This is a genomic window from Rhizobium sp. P1_B8 (assembly GCF_056406515.1).
Genome location: NZ_JBFTZZ010000025.1, coordinates 106,048 through 122,007, shown reverse-complemented (window position 1 = coordinate 122,007; position 15,960 = coordinate 106,048). Strand labels below are relative to the sequence as shown.

General features: G+C 61.5%; 12 protein-coding genes. 1 reads left to right on the top strand and 11 read right to left on the bottom strand.

Annotated features, from left to right (window positions below; genetic code table 11):
- Positions 1-25 precede the first annotated feature (25 nt).
- Positions 26-1,225: a tRNA 2-thiouridine(34) synthase MnmA gene (gene mnmA / locus AC1D2N_RS26165; RefSeq protein WP_047622668.1), complete on the bottom strand. Its 1,200-nt coding sequence runs from the start codon at positions 1,223-1,225 to the stop codon at positions 26-28.
- A gap of 449 nt (positions 1,226-1,674) precedes the next feature.
- Positions 1,675-3,828: a putative bifunctional diguanylate cyclase/phosphodiesterase gene (locus AC1D2N_RS26160; protein ID WP_130758952.1), complete on the bottom strand. Its 2,154-nt coding sequence runs from the start codon at positions 3,826-3,828 to the stop codon at positions 1,675-1,677.
- 163 nt (positions 3,829-3,991) lie between these two features.
- Between AC1D2N_RS26160 and AC1D2N_RS26155 the strand changes: the two genes are divergently transcribed.
- Positions 3,992-4,255 (top strand): hypothetical protein, encoded by a 264-nt coding sequence (locus tag AC1D2N_RS26155; RefSeq protein ID WP_130758953.1) that lies wholly within the window; start codon positions 3,992-3,994, stop codon positions 4,253-4,255.
- A 157-nt stretch (positions 4,256-4,412) separates the two neighbouring features.
- Here the strand turns inward: AC1D2N_RS26155 and serA are convergent, their stop codons facing one another.
- The 9 genes from serA to pal form a co-directional block, all read right to left on the bottom strand.
- Positions 4,413-6,008 carry a phosphoglycerate dehydrogenase gene (gene serA / locus AC1D2N_RS26150; RefSeq protein WP_003542699.1) on the bottom strand — a complete coding sequence of 532 codons (1,596 nt, stop codon included), beginning with the start codon at positions 6,006-6,008 and terminating at the stop codon, positions 4,413-4,415.
- Between the two features lie 83 nt (positions 6,009-6,091).
- The gene (locus AC1D2N_RS26145) at positions 6,092-7,270 is read right to left on the bottom strand and encodes a phosphoserine transaminase (protein WP_130758954.1); all 1,179 of its coding nucleotides are present in this window, start codon (positions 7,268-7,270) and stop codon (positions 6,092-6,094) included.
- A 190-nt stretch (positions 7,271-7,460) separates the two neighbouring features.
- Positions 7,461-8,297, bottom strand: a complete 837-nt coding sequence (locus tag AC1D2N_RS26140; RefSeq protein WP_032980655.1) for an outer membrane protein — start codon at positions 8,295-8,297, stop codon at positions 7,461-7,463.
- A 297-nt stretch (positions 8,298-8,594) separates the two neighbouring features.
- Positions 8,595-8,834 (bottom strand): hypothetical protein, encoded by a 240-nt coding sequence (locus AC1D2N_RS26135; RefSeq protein WP_130758955.1) that lies wholly within the window; start codon positions 8,832-8,834, stop codon positions 8,595-8,597.
- A 305-nt stretch (positions 8,835-9,139) separates the two neighbouring features.
- Positions 9,140-10,492 (bottom strand): phosphoglucosamine mutase, encoded by a 1,353-nt coding sequence (gene glmM, locus AC1D2N_RS26130; protein ID WP_018068990.1) that lies wholly within the window; start codon positions 10,490-10,492, stop codon positions 9,140-9,142.
- Between the two features lie 241 nt (positions 10,493-10,733).
- Positions 10,734-12,665, bottom strand: a complete 1,932-nt coding sequence (gene ftsH, locus AC1D2N_RS26125; protein ID WP_477982287.1) for an ATP-dependent zinc metalloprotease FtsH — start codon at positions 12,663-12,665, stop codon at positions 10,734-10,736.
- Between the two features lie 96 nt (positions 12,666-12,761).
- Positions 12,762-14,156 carry a tRNA lysidine(34) synthetase TilS gene (gene tilS / locus AC1D2N_RS26120; protein ID WP_477982285.1) on the bottom strand — a complete coding sequence of 465 codons (1,395 nt, stop codon included), beginning with the start codon at positions 14,154-14,156 and terminating at the stop codon, positions 12,762-12,764.
- An 11-nt stretch (positions 14,157-14,167) separates the two neighbouring features.
- The gene (gene ybgF / locus AC1D2N_RS26115; RefSeq protein ID WP_477982283.1) at positions 14,168-15,157 is read right to left on the bottom strand and encodes a tol-pal system protein YbgF; all 990 of its coding nucleotides are present in this window, start codon (positions 15,155-15,157) and stop codon (positions 14,168-14,170) included.
- Positions 15,158-15,320: 163 nt separating this feature from the next.
- The gene (gene pal, locus AC1D2N_RS26110; RefSeq protein WP_018243435.1) at positions 15,321-15,854 is read right to left on the bottom strand and encodes a peptidoglycan-associated lipoprotein Pal; all 534 of its coding nucleotides are present in this window, start codon (positions 15,852-15,854) and stop codon (positions 15,321-15,323) included.
- Positions 15,855-15,960: the final 106 nt, after the last annotated feature.

The following is a 15,960-nucleotide window of genomic DNA, read 5'->3' as shown; positions in this document are numbered from 1 at the left end:
TGCCGGCCGTCGTTACCTATCGGTTTCAGGCGGCGACCGGGCTGGCCAAGAGGGCCTTCAGGCAGGCTTCCGCCGAAGGTTCGCGCTCGGAACGTTCGATGAAACCGCCGCCGAAGACGCGGGCGTTGTCGCCGGGGGCGGAATAAAGCGCGCAGGCCTGGCCGGGCGCGATGCCCGCCTCGCCGACCGTCAGATCGACATAGGTGCCTGTTGCATCGACATGCAGCACGGCGGGTGCCGGCGCCCGTGTCGAGCGGACCTTGGCGTAGCAGGCAAAGCCCTTGCCGGAGGCGGCTTCCGCAAGCGTCTCGTCGCCCAGCCAGTTGACGTCGCGCAGGTAGACGCGGTGCGTTTCCAGCGCCTCCTTCGGTCCGACGATGACGCGGCGCGAGCGGGCGTCGAGAAAGACGACGTAGAGCGGCTCGCCGGTGGCGATGCCGATGCCGCGGCGCTGGCCGATCGTGAAGTGCAGAATGCCCTCATGGGTGCCGAGCACGCGGCCGTCGAGATGGACGATCTCGCCGGCGAGCGCCGCATTCGGCTTCAGCTTGGTGATGACGTCGGAATATTTGCCCTGCGGCACGAAGCAGATGTCCTGGCTGTCGGCCTTCTTGGCAACGACGAGGCCCATCTCTTCGGCGAGCCTGCGGGTCTCGGCCTTCGGCAGGCCGCCCAGGGGAAAGCGGAGATAATCGATCTGTTCCTGCGTCGTGGCGAAGAGGAAATAGCTCTGGTCGCGGTCGGCATCGGCAGGGCGGAAAAGCGCGCGGCGGCCGGGATTTTCGGGCGAAGGGTTCGGTCCCGAGCGGATATAGTGGCCGGTCGCCAGTGCATCGGCACCGAGCTCCTTGGCGGTCGCCAGAAGATCGGCGAATTTGACGGTCTGGTTGCAGGAAACGCAAGGGATCGGCGTTTCGCCCGCCACATAGCTTTCGGCGAAGGGGTTGATCACGGTCTCGCGAAATCGCTTTTCATAATCGAGCACGTAATGCGGGATGCCGAGTGTTTCGCAAACGCGGCGCGCATCGTCGATATCCTGGCCGGCGCAGCAGGAGCCGGCGCGGTGAACAGCGGCGCCATGATCGTAAAGCTGCAGCGTAATGCCGAGAACGTCGTAACCCTGCTGTTTGAGAAGGCCAGCGACAACGGATGAATCGACGCCGCCCGACATGGCGACGACGACACGGGTCTCTTCCGGCTTCTTGTCAAAATCCAGTGTGTTCAACGATGGTGCCAATTCTGCGCGGTCACGATCCGCCCTTGCGCTGCAATTGCGGCGGATTGCTGATCTCCGGCGGGATCGGCCGCCGTCTTTCGATGAGGCACCGATATAGAAAGGATTGTCCTTGGGCGCAAGGGGCAGCCTTCGGGCACCGATTTTTCGCATTCCCGCGTGAAGAGAAGGCGCAGCCAAAGCCGCGCCTTGGAAGCGGGGGGTGCGGCTCAGGTGCCGATCAGCTTGTTGCAGGCGAATGCAATGCCCGGATTGGCGATGATGGCGGTTACGAGCGCCAGTCCGATCATCGAGAATGAAAAGCGTTTCATAAACATCCTCCTTTCCAGCCCACGACAATTATGCGGCTTCGCCCACCTTTCTCAAAATGACGAATGCTTGATGGCATCCGGCGGCACGCATTTCCTCGGACCCCACTCCCAGCTGTCGCTTAAACGACTCTATCTGCGTGACGAAGCCGCCTTCAGAGCGCGGCCGTGGATCAGCGCCTCTGCCTCGTGCTGCGGCATCGGCCGGCCGAGCAGATAGCCCTGCACCTCACTGAAACCTTCGGCGCGCAGCTTCTGCAACTGCTCTTCTGTCTCGATCCCTTCGGCCAGCGTCGTCGCGTTGAAGCCGGAACCGATGCCGACGACGGCGCGCACGATGGCGAGATTGCCGGCATCCGTCTCAATGCCCGAAACGAAGCTGCGGTCGAGCTTGATCTTGTCGAAGGGGAAGGACCTGAGATAGCTCAGCGACGAATAACCGGTGCCGAAATCGTCGATGGCGATGCGAACACCGAGCTCCTTCAATGCGCGCAGCCGCGGCAGGCTTTGGTCGGCATCAGTCAGGAATACGGACTCGGTGATTTCGATTTCAAGCCGGTCGGCATTGAGGCCCGTCTCGTCGAGCGCCGCGACCACGGTCGAAAGCAGGCTCGCATGCCGAAACTGGCTGACGGAGAGATTAACGGCGATCCTCAGATGCGCGGGCCAACCGGCGGCCGCGCGGCAGGCTTCCCGGATCACCCAGTCGCCGATCGGCACGATGAGGCCGGTCTCCTCGGCGAGCGGAATGAATTCCATCGGCGCCACCAGCCCGCGCTTGGGATGGCGCCAGCGGATCAGCGCCTCGAAGCCGCCGATGCCGTCATTGTCGAGCTGCACGATCGGCTGGTAGTGCAGTTCGAACTGGCGCTTCTCCAGCGCCTCCCACAGTTCGGCGGTCATCACGTGCCGGCGCTCGGCTGCAAGCCGCATCTCCGCCTCGTAGAAGCGATAGGTCGACCGCCCGCTCTCCTTGGCGGCATAGAGCGCCAGATCCGCATGCCGCATCAGCACGTCCGCGTCGCCGGCATGATCCGGTGCCAAGGCGATGCCGATGCTGCAGGTGACATGCTCCCGGGCGCCGTCGAGATCGAAGGCACGGCTCAGCGCCTTGAGCAGCCGTTGCGCAAAACGCCCGGCCCGCTCCGGCTCGTCGAGCTCCAGTACGACGGCGAATTCGTCGCCGCCGAGGCGGGCGACGAGATCGCCCTCCTCCGACAGCTGCAGCAGCCGCCCCGATACTTGGCAAAGCAGCGCGTCGCCAGCGGCATGTCCCTTGCTGTCGTTGATATGCTTGAAGTGATCGACGTCGATATAAAGCAATGCGATCGGGCTGTCGGCGGTCGCCTCGACCGCCCGCCGGTTGATATGCTTGGAAAATGCCGCCCGGTTCGGCAGGCCGGTGAGCGGATCATGCATGGCGAGATGGGCAAGCTTTGCCTCGACGGAGCGCTCCTCCGTCACGTCCTGCGAGATGCCGAGCAGATAACGCGGCGCTTGGCCCTCCGGCGTCGGCAGGGCGCGCTTGACGGTGCGCAGGAGGCGCGGCACACCATCGGCGCGCAGCATGCTCTCCTCGAAGCTGATCGCCGTATTGGCTTCGAAGGCCCGGCGATCCTGCTCGCGGAAGGCGTCTGTCTGACTGGGGGGAAACAGCGCCCGGTCGGTTCGGCCGACCACGTGCTCCGCCCTCATGCCCACAATGTCGCCGCAGGCCTCGTTGAAGAGAACGTAAAGCCCGTCCGCTTCCATGTCCTTGACGAAGACGCCGACTGGCAGGTTGTCGACGATGCTGTCGAGAAGCGAGCGCGTATCGCTGATCTGGCGTCTGGCGGCATTGACCTCGGTGCGGTCCTGCACGATCGCCAGGATTGCCGCTCGGCCCTCGAAACGCACTTCTCGGCCATAGGTCAGCACTTCGAAGGTCTCGCCGCTCGCCTTGAGGTGAACCCAACGCTCCGCCTTTTCCATGTCGGTACGGCCGCTGACGGCGTCGACCATCCGTTCCCGCTCATGCTCAGGGCGGATATCCAGAACCGTCATGCGCCGGTATTCGTCCGCGCCGTAGCCGTAAAGTGCTGCCGCCGCCTCGTTGACGATAAGAAAGCGCAGCGATGCCGGATCATAGACCCACATCGGCGAGGGATGCGTTGCAAACAATGACCGGAAGTCGTCGTTTAATGCTTCGGTCTGCTCGGTCTTCTGCAAGGGGGCCATGGAAATTCGCGTGCGGTTGATGCCGATGCCAGAGATATACCGAGAAAAGTTAAATAAAATCAGAATCATACTTAGGGTTAAACTTTAGGCTTCCGCCTTCAGAATGTGCAAAGCGGCGGCCTGCTGTCACGATCTCGGCTCTCGATAAAATAATTTTGGCGTCCTGGAACAATTCCGTCGATCGTGCGTTGCGGGTGATCGATGTCGCATTCGAATTGCTGAGGAGGGTTTCATGGGCAGGTTCGGCACGACGACGGACTACAGCAGAATCAGACATTGGATCGAGGCGCGCGGAGGCCATCCCGCCCGAATCGAGAACGCACCGGACAGCGAAACCGTCCGCGTCGATTTTTCCTCGGAACCGGAAGAGATTTCCTGGGACGAATTCTTTCAGGGCCTCGACGACAGCAGGCTCGCCTTCCTTCACCGCACGAAGGCTGAAGACGATGTCGCCCGTTTCGGCAAAATCCTCCGCCGCAAACGCCGGCACCACTAATGCATGCCGCCCAAAAGTGTGCATCGGTTTTGGGACCACGACATGCATCAAAAAAAGATTTAAAGCGCGACGCGCTTTAAGATTCATCGGTTCCTGACACGAAAAAACCCGGCGCCGTTTCCAGCGCCGGGTTTTTCATTTCCTCGGGAGGAAAAACTCAGTCGATATTGAAGGTCAGCGGCTTTGCCTGGCGAACCGCCTGGTGGGCGGTCAACTCAGCAAGCACGGCGTCATCAACCTTGCCGTCGACATAGAGCAGCGCGATGGCGTCGCCGCCCTGCTTGTCCCGGCCGAGCTGGAAGTTGGCGATGTTGACGCCGGCAGCACCAAGCGTCGTGCCGATGAAGCCGATCATGCCGGGAACGTCGGTATTGGTGATGTAAATCATGTGCGAGCCGACATCGGCATCGAGGTTGATACCCTTGATCTGGATGAAGCGCGGCTTGCCGTCCGAAAACACCGTGCCGGCGACCGAGCGCGTCATGCTTTCGGTCGTGACCGTCAACTTGATGTAGCCGTCGAAGACGCCGGTTTTGTCGCGCTTGACCTCGGAAAGCACGATGCCCTTTTCCTTGATCATGATCGGCGCCGAAACCATGTTGACGTCGGCGACCTGCGGACGGATGAGGCCGGCGAGCACAGCACTCGTCAGCGCCCGCGTGTTCATGTTGGCAGTGATGCCGTCATAGAGGATTTCGATTTCCTTGATCGGCTCTTCGGTGACCTGGCCGACGAAGGCGCCGAGAACATCGGCAAGGCGGATGAAGGGCTTCAGGATCGGCGCTTCCTCGGCCGTGATCGACGGCATGTTGATAGCGTTGGAGACCGCACCATTGACGAGGTAATCCGCCATCTGTTCGGCCACCTGCAAAGCGACGTTCTCTTGCGCCTCGGTCGTCGAGGCGCCGAGATGCGGCGTGCAGACGACGTTCGGCAGGCCGAAGAGCGGGCTTTCCTTGGCGGGCTCGACCTCGAACACGTCGAAGGCGGCACCCGCGACATGGCCCGACTTGATTGCTTCGGCAAGCGCTGCCTCATCGACCAGGCCACCGCGGGCGCAGTTGATGATGCGCACGCCGGGCTTGGTCTTTGCCAGCGCTTCCTTGTTGAGGATGCCGCGCGTCTTGTCGGTCATCGGCACATGCAGCGTGATGAAATCGGCCCGGGCGAAAAGCTCTTCAAGTTCGACTTTGGTGACGCCCATCTCCTCGGCGCGCTCCTTGGACAGGAACGGATCGTAAGCGACGACGTGCATCTTCAGGCCGATAGCGCGGGCACAGACGATCGAGCCGATATTGCCGGCGCCGATGACGCCGAGCGTCTTGCCGGTGATCTCGACGCCCATGAACTTCGACTTCTCCCACTTGCCGGCCTGCGTCGAGGTATCGGCTGCCGGAAGCTGGCGGGCGACGGCGAACATCAGCGCGATCGCGTGTTCGGCTGTCGTGATCGAGTTGCCGAAGGGGGTGTTCATGACGATGATCCCGCGGCGCGAGGCGGCCGGGATATCGACATTGTCGACGCCGATGCCGGCACGGCCGACGACCTTGAGGTTCGTCGCCCCCTCAATGATCTTTTCCGTCACCTTGGTGGCAGAGCGGATGGCCAGGCCATCATACTTGCCGATGACTTCGAGCAGACGGTCTTTGTCCTTGCCGAGCTGCGGTTCGAAATCGACTTCGACGCCGCGGTCGCGGAAGATCTGGACGGCGGTTTCCGACAATTCGTCGGATACGAGAACGCGAGGTGCCATGAGGGCCTCCTTCAAAAGTGTTCAGCGATGAATGAATCAGGAATGCTGGGCTCCGCCCTATGGCGGAGCCGGATGCGATCACCTCAGGCGGCAGCCTGATTAAGCTGCGCCTTCTGCGTCTCGAAGGCCCAGGAAAGCCAGGGCATCAGCTTCTGCATGTCGGATGCCTCGATCGTGGCGCCGGCCCAGATGCGCAGGCCGGACGGCGCGTCGCGGTAATGGCCGACGTCATAGGCGACACCTTCCTTTTCCAGGAGGCCGACCAGACCCTTGGCGAAATTCGCCTGGCCGTCGTCATCGAGGGCTGCGATGTCCTTGTCGACGATCTTCAGGCAAACGGAGGTGTTGGAGGCCGTTTCCGCCTTGACGGCGAGATTGGCGATCCAGTCGTTTGCCTCAACGAAGTCGTTTATGACCTTGGCATTGGCATCGGCACGCGCGATCAGCCCCTTGAGGCCGCCGAGTTGCTTGGCCCAGACAAGCGCATCGATATAGTCCTCGACGCAGAGCATCGACGGCGTGTTGATCGTCTCGCCCTGGAAGATGCCTTCCGTCAGCTTGCCGCCCGAGGTCATGCGGAAGATTTTCGGCAGCGGCCAGGCCGGCGTGTAGGTGACCAGACGCTCGACGGCGCGCGGCGAAAGAATGATGACGCCGTGCGCACCCTCGCCGCCCAGAACCTTCTGCCAGGAGAAGGTGACGACATCGAGCTTGGCGAAATCGAGTTCCTGTGCGAAAGCCGCCGAAGTGGCGTCGCAGATCGTCAGGCCCTTGCGGTCGGCCGGGATGAAATCGGCATTCGGAACGCGCACGCCCGAGGTTGTGCCGTTCCAGGTGAAGACGACGTCGCGGTCGAAATCGACGGCGGAGAGATCGGGAAGCTCGCCGTAACCGGCTTCGAGCTTGCGCACATCCTTGAGCTTCAGCTGCTTGACGACATCGGTGACCCAGCCGGCGCCGAAGCTTTCCCAGGCGAGCATGTCGACGCCACGTTCGCCGAGCAGCGACCAGAGCGCCATTTCGACGGCCCCGGTGTCGGACGCCGGAACGATGCCGATGCGGTAATCCGCCGGCACTTCAAGAATTTCACGGGTAAGGTCGATGGCCTGCTTGAGCTTGGCCTTGCCGACCTTCGCGCGGTGCGAACGGCCAAGGGCCGCGTCGGAAAGGGCTTCGAGCGACCAACCGGGGCGCTTCGAGCAAGGGCCAGAAGAGAAATGGGTATTGTGCGGACGGATGTCCGGCTTTGCGGTCTTCGCCATGATGCTATCCTCTCAGATAGAAAGCCCTTCGTTGGGGAAGGGTGTCCCGCCGCCGTGTGTATGGATCCGACACGTCATAGTCAAGATCGAAGTGTCGCGGGCGGAACATATTTTGACGCAGGGCGGTAGGGCGGCCACAATGCAAAAAGCCGCCCGGTTGGGGGCGGCTTCTGGTGTCAGGCGATCAAATTTACTTGTAGACAGGCTGCTGCAGTGGGATTTCCGGCGGTGGTTCATAGCTCGCCTGGGCGCAGCCGCCGAAGAGATAACGGGCGCCGACGCGAGCTTCGTGGGCGCTGAGACCCTTGTCGCGGCCCGGGCCGCCATTTTCGGCATAGCCGAACATGTTGCCGCCATCGATATGCAGGTAACGGTAGCCGACATCGGCCTTGATGTTGCAGGTCACGTCGATCGAAGCGCCGGCCATGAGGGCGTAGGTGAAGCGCCAGTTGCCCTTGCCGCCGTGGGTGACCTGGTCGTCGCAGAAGCTGCCGTCATCGGCGCAGGCGACGTTGCGCAGGTTCTTCCATTTCACATAGGAACCACCGATACCGGCGCCGACATAAGGCGTGACGTAGCCGTAGGTGCCGAGATCGACATAGGCGTTGGCGAGCAGCGTATAGGCTGTCAGCGAGGAGCGGTCGCTCGAGGTGCAGTCCACCAGAGGAAAGCCGCACTGCCCGACTGTCGAGCCCTTGAAATCCGCCTGGGTGAGATAGTCGAAGGTCAGATCGGTGCGCAGATAGCTGTTGATCTGATAACCGACACCGCCGCCGATGGTCCATGCATCATCCAGATCGGCGTCGTCGAAATCGACTTCCGTTGCGTTGCTGCCCTGGAAATAGCGGGCGCCGCGCAGATCGGTGAAGGCATAGCCGACATCGCCGCGCAGGTACCAGCCGGTCGCTTCGGTGACCGTCACCTCAGGCGGCTGCTCCGGGATAGGCTCGGCAGGGGCGAGGTCCGCGGAATAGGCGTTTGTCGCGATCAACAATGCGGCGAAGATGCCGGACAAGCTTCTTTTCATGGATCCCACTCCAAAATCCGTTGCGTCGGCAGGCTCAGTCGCTGCCAATCTGGTACGCTTCGTATGGATAATGAATGGGAAACGTTAAAAGCTGCTTAACTATAAATAGGAAGAAACGTTAAGAGAAAGATTGGCAGCAAGTTCCTCGACATGGTGAAGGTCGGCCGAAGGCTGGCAGCCGCCGCACTTGCCGAAGACCGCCAGCTGCAACGCCATGAAGTCCGCTGCTGTCAAATGGTTAAGTCGATTACCTTCGCCGTCAGATGGATCGGCTGCTCCACTCGGCGAATCCTGCTGTTACTTCCATTGCGTCGCGTTTTCGGCGGCGCAGCCGTACGGTGGCAAGGAGGTGCCAAAGGTCGTTTTCAGCTGGGCACAGCCCCAGGCATTGATCGGGCCTGGCATGGCATTGTTGAGCGTGATGCCGATTTCATCGTAAGGGCTGTCGGTGTTGCTGATGTAGCGATACCACCGGAAACCAATAAAGACGACGAATACGAGAGCGATCGTCAGCAGCAGGCGCACCAATTTTTTCATGATATTTCCTTTGAATGCAAACGCCGCCGTGTAGCATCCGCGTGTGGAGGTTGACAGCGCTGTCGCCAAAGATATCGGCAGATCTCCGCGGACGCCGCCTCAGTGCTCACCGCGCCCGACATGGTGCAGTTGCCGACGCTTGCTCCCTACCGGAAGCAAGCTGGCAAGTCACTGACATGTTGTCTTCGGAAGGGCGGAAAGGTTTCGGCGGGAAGTCCGTCCGGAGCGGATCTTCGAACCAAAGGCGCCAACAGCGAAAAAGCCGGCACCTACGTACCGACTTTTGAAATTTCGTCCCTAAAAAATCAGGCGGCGGTCCGGACGTTCGAGATCGTGCCGATCAGCTCGTTAACGATGCGCTCGATCTGGGCGCGGTCGTCGCCCTCGGCCATGACGCGGATCAGCGGCTCGGTGCCCGAGGGGCGGATGACGAGGCGGCCGTTCCTGGCCAGTTCGGCTTCGGCATCGGCGATCGCCTTCTGCACCTGGATATCCTCCAGCGGCTTGCCGCCACTGATGCGGACATTGCGCAGGAGCTGCGGTACCGGCTCGAAGCGACGGCAGACCTCGCTGACGGTCCGGCCGGTGCGCTTGACCGCGGCCAGGATCTGCAGCGCCGCGACGAGACCGTCGCCGGTCGTGCCGTAATCCGAAAGCACGATATGGCCGGACTGCTCGCCGCCGACATTGTAATTGTGCTGGCGCATATGCTCGACCACGTAGCGGTCACCGACCCGCGTGCGGGCAAGCGCCATGCCGCGCTCGTCGAGGAAGCGCTCGAGGCCGAGATTGGACATGACGGTGGCGACGATACCGTTGCCGCGCAGTTGCTGGCTCTCGGCCCAGCTCTCGGCGATAACGGCCATCAGCTGGTCGCCGTCGACGATCGAGCCGTTTTCATCGACGATGATGACGCGGTCGGCATCGCCATCGAGCGCTATGCCGATATCGGCGCGCACCTCGTCGACCTTCTTCTGCAGCGCGACGGGGCTGGTGGAGCCGCAATTGAGATTGATGTTGGTGCCGTTCGGCTCGTTGCCGATTGTGACGACCTCGGCGCCGAGCTCCCAGAGCACGGCGGGTGCCACCTTGTAGGCAGCACCATTGGCGCAATCGATCGCGATCCTCAGACCCTGCAGCGTCACGTCGCGCGGCAGCGTGCGCTTGGCATGTTCGATATAGCGGTCATGCACCCCGTCGACGCGCTTGGCGCGGCCGATATCATCGGATTTGGCAAGCTGCGCATTCAGATCCTTTTCGAGAAGATCCTCGATCTCGGCCTCGATGTCGTCGGACAGCTTGTAACCGTCAGGGCCGAAGAGCTTGATGCCGTTATCCTCGTAAGGATTGTGCGACGCCGAGATCATCACGCCGAGATCGGCGCGCAGCGAGCGCGTCAGCATGGCAACAGCTGGTGTCGGGATCGGGCCCAGAATGAAGGCGTCGAGGCCGGCAGCCGTGAAGCCCGCGACCATGGCGTTCTCAAGCATATAGCCGGAAAGGCGCGTATCCTTGCCGATAACGACGCGATGGCGATGGTTGCCACGGCGGAAGATCGTGCCGGCGGCAATGCCGACCCGCATGGCGAGATCCGGCGTCATCGGGAAGACGTTGGATTGGCCACGAATGCCGTCCGTACCGAAATAGCGTCTTTTCATCTGCACTCCTGCGCTTTCCGCGCGCCATTCAAGGCAGCGCACCGTTCCAAGCGAATCCGGCTTCAGTGGAACGTCGTCAATCCACGAGCGTGATTCATGCTTGCCTCAATTCAGCGGAATGCCACAAAATGCGGCGATCAGCACGTAAATTAGCAAGAAAAATGATTATATCCCGTTACCAATAGAAAAGGCCGGATCCCCCACTTCGGAAATCCGGCCTTGTTCGGATTGGTGCCGCTGTTCAATGCGGCTGCGGTTCGAGGCCGCCTTCGGGCTCGTCACCCTTGGTGGCTGGCCGTGCGCCGGCCTTCGGAACGGCCGAGCCGCGGCKCGGCGGCGAATCATCACCGAGATCGCGAGAAGGCTTTTCACCGCGGATCAGCGCCTTGATCTCTTCGCCGGTCAGCGTCTCGTATTCGAGCAGACCTTCGGCAAGAGCGACGAATTCGTCGTGCTTTTCCGTCAGGATCGTGCGGGCCTGGGTATAGGCTTCGTCGATCAGGCGGCGCACTTCGTTGTCGATCTTCTGCGCGGTTGCTTCCGAAACATTCTTCGACTGCGAAACCGAATGGCCGAGGAAGACCTCCTGCTGGTTCTCGCCATAGGCGACCTGACCGAGCTGGTCGGAGAAGCCCCACTGCGTGACCATGGCGCGGGCAAGCTTGGTCGCCTGCTCGATGTCGGAAGAGGCACCCGACGTGATGTTCTCTTTGCCGAAGGTGAGCTCCTCGGCAACGCGGCCACCCATCATGATGCAAAGACGCGAGACCATCCACTTGTAGCTCATCGAGTAGCGATCGCCCTCGGGAAGCTGCATGACCATGCCGAGCGCACGGCCGCGCGGAATGATCGTCGCCTTGTGCAACGGATCGGCGACGGCGACATTGAGCGCGGTGATGGCGTGACCGGCCTCATGGTAAGCGGTGAGCTTCTTTTCCGCCTCGGTCATCGCCGAAGAACGGCGCTCGGCGCCCATCATGATCTTATCTTTGGCGTCTTCGAATTCCTGCATGGTGACGACGCGCTTATTGCGGCGGGCGGCCATCAGGGCGGCTTCGTTGACAAGGTTCATCAGGTCGGCGCCGGAGAAACCGGGCGTGCCGCGGGCGAGAATCTTGAGATCGACATTCGGCGCCAGCGGAACGTTGCGCGCATGCACCTTGAGGATACGCTCGCGGCCGACGATGTCGGGGTTCGGCACGACGACCTGACGGTCGAAACGGCCGGGACGCAGCAGCGCAGGATCGAGCACGTCGGGGCGGTTGGTGGCGGCGATCAGGATCACGCCTTCATTCGCCTCGAAGCCGTCCATTTCGACCAGCAGCTGGTTCAGCGTCTGCTCGCGTTCGTCATTGCCGCCGCCGAGACCGGCGCCGCGATGGCGGCCGACGGCATCGATTTCGTCGATGAAGATGATGCAGGGCGCATTCTTCTTCGCCTGCTCGAACATATCGCGCACGCGGCTTGCGCCGACGCCGACGAACATTTCGACGAAGTCGGAGCCCGAAATGGTGAAGAAGGGCACATTGGCTTCGCCGGCGACCGATCGGGCGAGCAGCGTCTTGCCGGTGCCCGGAGGGCCGACGAGCAGCACGCCGCGCGGGATCTTGCCGCCAAGACGCTGGAACTTCTGCGGATCACGCAGGAATTCGACGATTTCCTCGAGATCCTGCTTGGCCTCGTCGACACCGGCGACGTCTTCGAAAGTCACGCGGCCATGCGCTTCAGTCAAAAGCTTGGCCTTGGACTTGCCGAAGCCCATTGCGCCGCGTGAGCCGCCTTGCATCTGCCGCATGAAGAACAGCCAGACGCCGAGAATCAGAAGCATCGGCAAAAGCGTGCCGAGATAGCTGAGGAAACCCGAAGAGCCGTCCGTTTCAGGACGGGCGGAAACAAGGACATTCTTCGACTGCAGGCGATCGAGCAGACTGTCGTCGATCACCGGTGAATAGGTCTGGAAGGTGGTGCCATTTTCAACATAGCTTCCGGAGAGACGGTTGCCCGTCACCACGACATCCTTCACGCGGCCCGCATCGACCTCACGCAGAAACTGCGAATAAGGGATTTCGCGGGAGCCCGTCTGCGCCGGCGCCGTCTGAAACATACTGAAAAGGGCGATCAGCAGAAGCGCTATGATCGCCCACAAGGCGAAATTACGTAAGTTAGGGTTCATTGAACTCCCCAGCATGGAACAGCCGCCTCATGGCGACCGTCTTATTCGTTTCTAACATAGGGTTGCGCCGTGCCGTTGCCAAGGCGATCCCCCAAGTCAGATGGTTTTTCCGTCAATACTTCTTAAAGGCAGCCTCGCATAGGGCGCCGTCGCGAAAACCGCCGAAAGCCTATTGGCAAAGATGAAGTCAAATCGTGTCAAAAAGCGGTCGAAGGGTGCGAAATAGGGTGTTAGTTCGACCATGCGGGCGGTTTCCTCAGATAAAAGGCTCTCTTCGGCGGATAACACCGGCGCCGAAGCGATAGCGCGCTTCCATGCGCTCTTGGGAAAGCGCTGCATACACTCTGTGCTCATCACCGGAATCCAATCACCGCGCGTCTGCGCGGTGATTGGCTCAAGAAAGCGTGATGTGTCTTGCGCGTGTGCAGCAGCGGCTTGGATTTCAATTGATGCGGCCGACCCATTGCGCGCATAAAACCTGCCATCCCAAACCCCGGCCTCGCCCGGCCGCAATGCCAGCGGCGATATCCCCCGGCTCTCGCGCGCCAGATAGAGCCCGTCATGCCGCAGATCGAACACGACCCTGCCGGCGGTCATGCGTCCCGGCTTGCTGCCGGTGGCAAATGCAAGGATACGCTCCATATGCCCCCTCCCCGGCGCAAACGGCTGACCACCGAAAACGGCTGCCAGACGGGCTAGTGCATAATCGAGGACTGCGCGATCCAGCCGCAACCCGTCAGGCATTACCTGCCCGAGCAGGCCACCGTGAAGCCGGAAATGGCGATCCAGCCATTCGGCTCCTCTGGACGACAGTGCCAGCCGCTCCTCCCAGGCCGCGCTGATATCCTTCTCCATGCCTACATCGGCCGAATGCTGCCGGCGGATCCGCACGCGCTCGTACGTTATATCCTCGTTGCTGGGATCGTCGATCCACGGCACGCCCCGCTCTTTCAGGAAAGCGCGGATATCCGCCCGGGTGGAAAAAAGAAGCGGACGTAAAATCCAGAAACGCCGGTCAAAGAGCACTGCATCTGCAATACCGGTCGAAACCTGCTCTGTTCGCATCCCACGCATCTGCAGTGTTTCGCGCTGGTCGTCGAGTGTATGCCCCGTGACGATGAGATCGGCTTTGAAGTCTGTGGTGGCGGTCGCAAGCAAGCCATAACGTGCCTCTCGGGCCGCAGCCATGATGCCGGTTGTCGGCTTGTCGCCCTGCCAGATCATGATGATGTGGGGAATGCCGAGCGATGCGCAGAGGGCTGCGACTTCACGCGCCTCGTCTGCGGAGCCGGCGCGCAACGCATGATCGACGGTCGCAGCGCAAAGCGAAATCTTGAGATGGGGCGCGGCCTTCGCGGCTTGATCGAGAAGAAGAAGCAGGCCGGTGGAATCGCTGCCGCCTGATATCGCGACGAGAATACGCGCAGGGCTTTGAAGCGACGTGAGAAACTGATGGATCGCCAGTTGAGGCGATGTTGCTTCCGGAGACATTCCGGAAGACCTTAGCAGGCGAGGCGCTTCTGTTCGCTCGCAACCTTGCTTATGACGGCACGCGACGCCTTCGGATAACGCTTCGACACTTCGCGCAGTGTCGCACAGGCCGTCTCGGTATTGTCGAGGGCGGCAAGCGACATGCCGAGCTTCAGCAGCATTTCCGGCGCCTTTTCCGATGTACCGTATTTCTGGTGCGCATTGAGGAAGGTCTTGGCCGCCTCATTGTACTTACCCTGCGAATAAAGCGCTTCGCCGAGCCAGAAATTGGCGTCCGCCGACCGCGCGCTGCTCGGGTAGCGGGTGATATACTGCGTGAATTCCTGTTCGGCCGTGCTGTAATCGCCGGACAGCACGTGGCCATAGGCGGCCTTGTACTGGTCGGCTTCGCTGCCGAGCGAGGCGGTCTGCTGCGGCGTTTTGGTGTTGGCATCGGGAATCGGCCCGGAACCGATTGTGGCATTTTCGTCGACGCTTCCACCGATCGGATTGCCGCTCTGATCGAAATCGATCGAGCCGAGCTCCTTCGGCGGCTGGCCGACGCCGCCATTCTCCGGCACGCTGGTGGAGGGAGCCGTTTCGGCTCCCTGCGGTGCTTGAATTACCTTGGCGATGTCGTCGCCGCCGGAGGCGGCCGGAGCGGCATCGGTCTCGCTCTTCTTGACAGGAGCCTTGGTGGCACCTCCGGCGCCGCCCGTCTTTTCGAGCTGCTGGAAGCGGAATTCATTGTCTTCCTGCTGTTTGCGGATCGTCTCCTGCATCTGCAGAAGCTGAAAGCTCATCTCTTCGATCCGGCCGTTCAACTGCCGCAGTTGCTCTTCGAGCTGCTGCACGCGGACCTCCGCGTCGCCGCTCTGCACCTTGACAACAGGCGGCGTCGCCTGGTTTTCCGCGGATCGGCCGCCGAGATGTAGCCCGAAGAACGAGGCGGAATAGGCCGCTCGTTCGCTTCCGGTCACAGCCGCGAGGCACAGCATGCCTGCCACGACAAGTTTCTTCATATGTATCGTCCTGTCCCAGTGATTCTTCGCACCTCGATGGCACGAACAGGAGATTTTTCCAATTGCTTTCAAAAAGCAACGGAGTCTGGCCAAAGTGTGGTCAAAAAGAAAAGGCGGGCCCTGATGGGACCGCCCGTCGAAAAAGCGAATTGTTGCTCGGCAATTACATGCCGGCGCCGCCAAGCACGGTAACCGCGCGGCGGTTCTGCGACCAGCAGGAAATATCGTCGCAGACGGCGACCGGACGTTCCTTGCCGTAGGAAATCGTCTTCAGGCGCTGCGCCGGGACGCCGCGCGAAGCGAGATAGTCCTTGGCGGCAGCCGCACGGCGGGCGCCGAGCGCGAGGTTATATTCGCGCGTGCCGCGTTCGTCGGCATGGCCTTCGACGGTAATCTGGTAGTTCGGGTAGCGGGCGAGCCACTGGGCCTGACGGTCGAGCGTCTGCGAAGCATCGGCGCGGATCGACGAGGAGTCGGTATCGAAGAAGATGCGGTCGCCGACATTGACCGTGAAGTCCTGGGCAGAGCCCGGCGTTGCAGCCCCACCAGCACCGGTGCCGAGGCCGAGGTCGCCGGCGCTGTTCGGCGGCTTCTTGGCGCAGCTTGCGAGCGCGAGGCCGGCGATAAGCGCGATCATGACGGGGTTGCGGGCGAAATTCTGCATGCGGCTCATTGCCGGGGTATGAATTCGGCTCATGGCCGGTCTCCTTGCGATTTCATCAGGGTTTCCGGACAGTAACCGCACTCGGTTAACCGCCCCTCAAAGATTATGGTTAACGATTTACTGATTTGTCCCGTAGCCG

Coding starts and splice junctions, on each gene's coding strand:
- serA (WP_003542699.1), bottom strand. CDS start 6,008: ATGGCACCTCGCGTTCTCGTATCCGACGAATTGTCGGAAACCGCCGTC.
- pal (WP_018243435.1), bottom strand. CDS start 15,854: ATGAGCCGAATTCATACCCCGGCAATGAGCCGCATGCAGAATTTCGCC.
- tilS (WP_477982285.1), bottom strand. CDS start 14,156: ATGTCTCCGGAAGCAACATCGCCTCAACTGGCGATCCATCAGTTTCTC.
- AC1D2N_RS26140 (WP_032980655.1), bottom strand. CDS start 8,297: ATGAAAAGAAGCTTGTCCGGCATCTTCGCCGCATTGTTGATCGCGACA.
- AC1D2N_RS26135 (WP_130758955.1), bottom strand. CDS start 8,834: ATGAAAAAATTGGTGCGCCTGCTGCTGACGATCGCTCTCGTATTCGTC.
- AC1D2N_RS26155 (WP_130758953.1), top strand. CDS start 3,992: ATGGGCAGGTTCGGCACGACGACGGACTACAGCAGAATCAGACATTGG.
- AC1D2N_RS26145 (WP_130758954.1), bottom strand. CDS start 7,270: ATGGCGAAGACCGCAAAGCCGGACATCCGTCCGCACAATACCCATTTC.
- ybgF (WP_477982283.1), bottom strand. CDS start 15,157: ATGAAGAAACTTGTCGTGGCAGGCATGCTGTGCCTCGCGGCTGTGACC.
- AC1D2N_RS26160 (WP_130758952.1), bottom strand. CDS start 3,828: ATGATTCTGATTTTATTTAACTTTTCTCGGTATATCTCTGGCATCGGC.
- glmM (WP_018068990.1), bottom strand. CDS start 10,492: ATGAAAAGACGCTATTTCGGTACGGACGGCATTCGTGGCCAATCCAAC.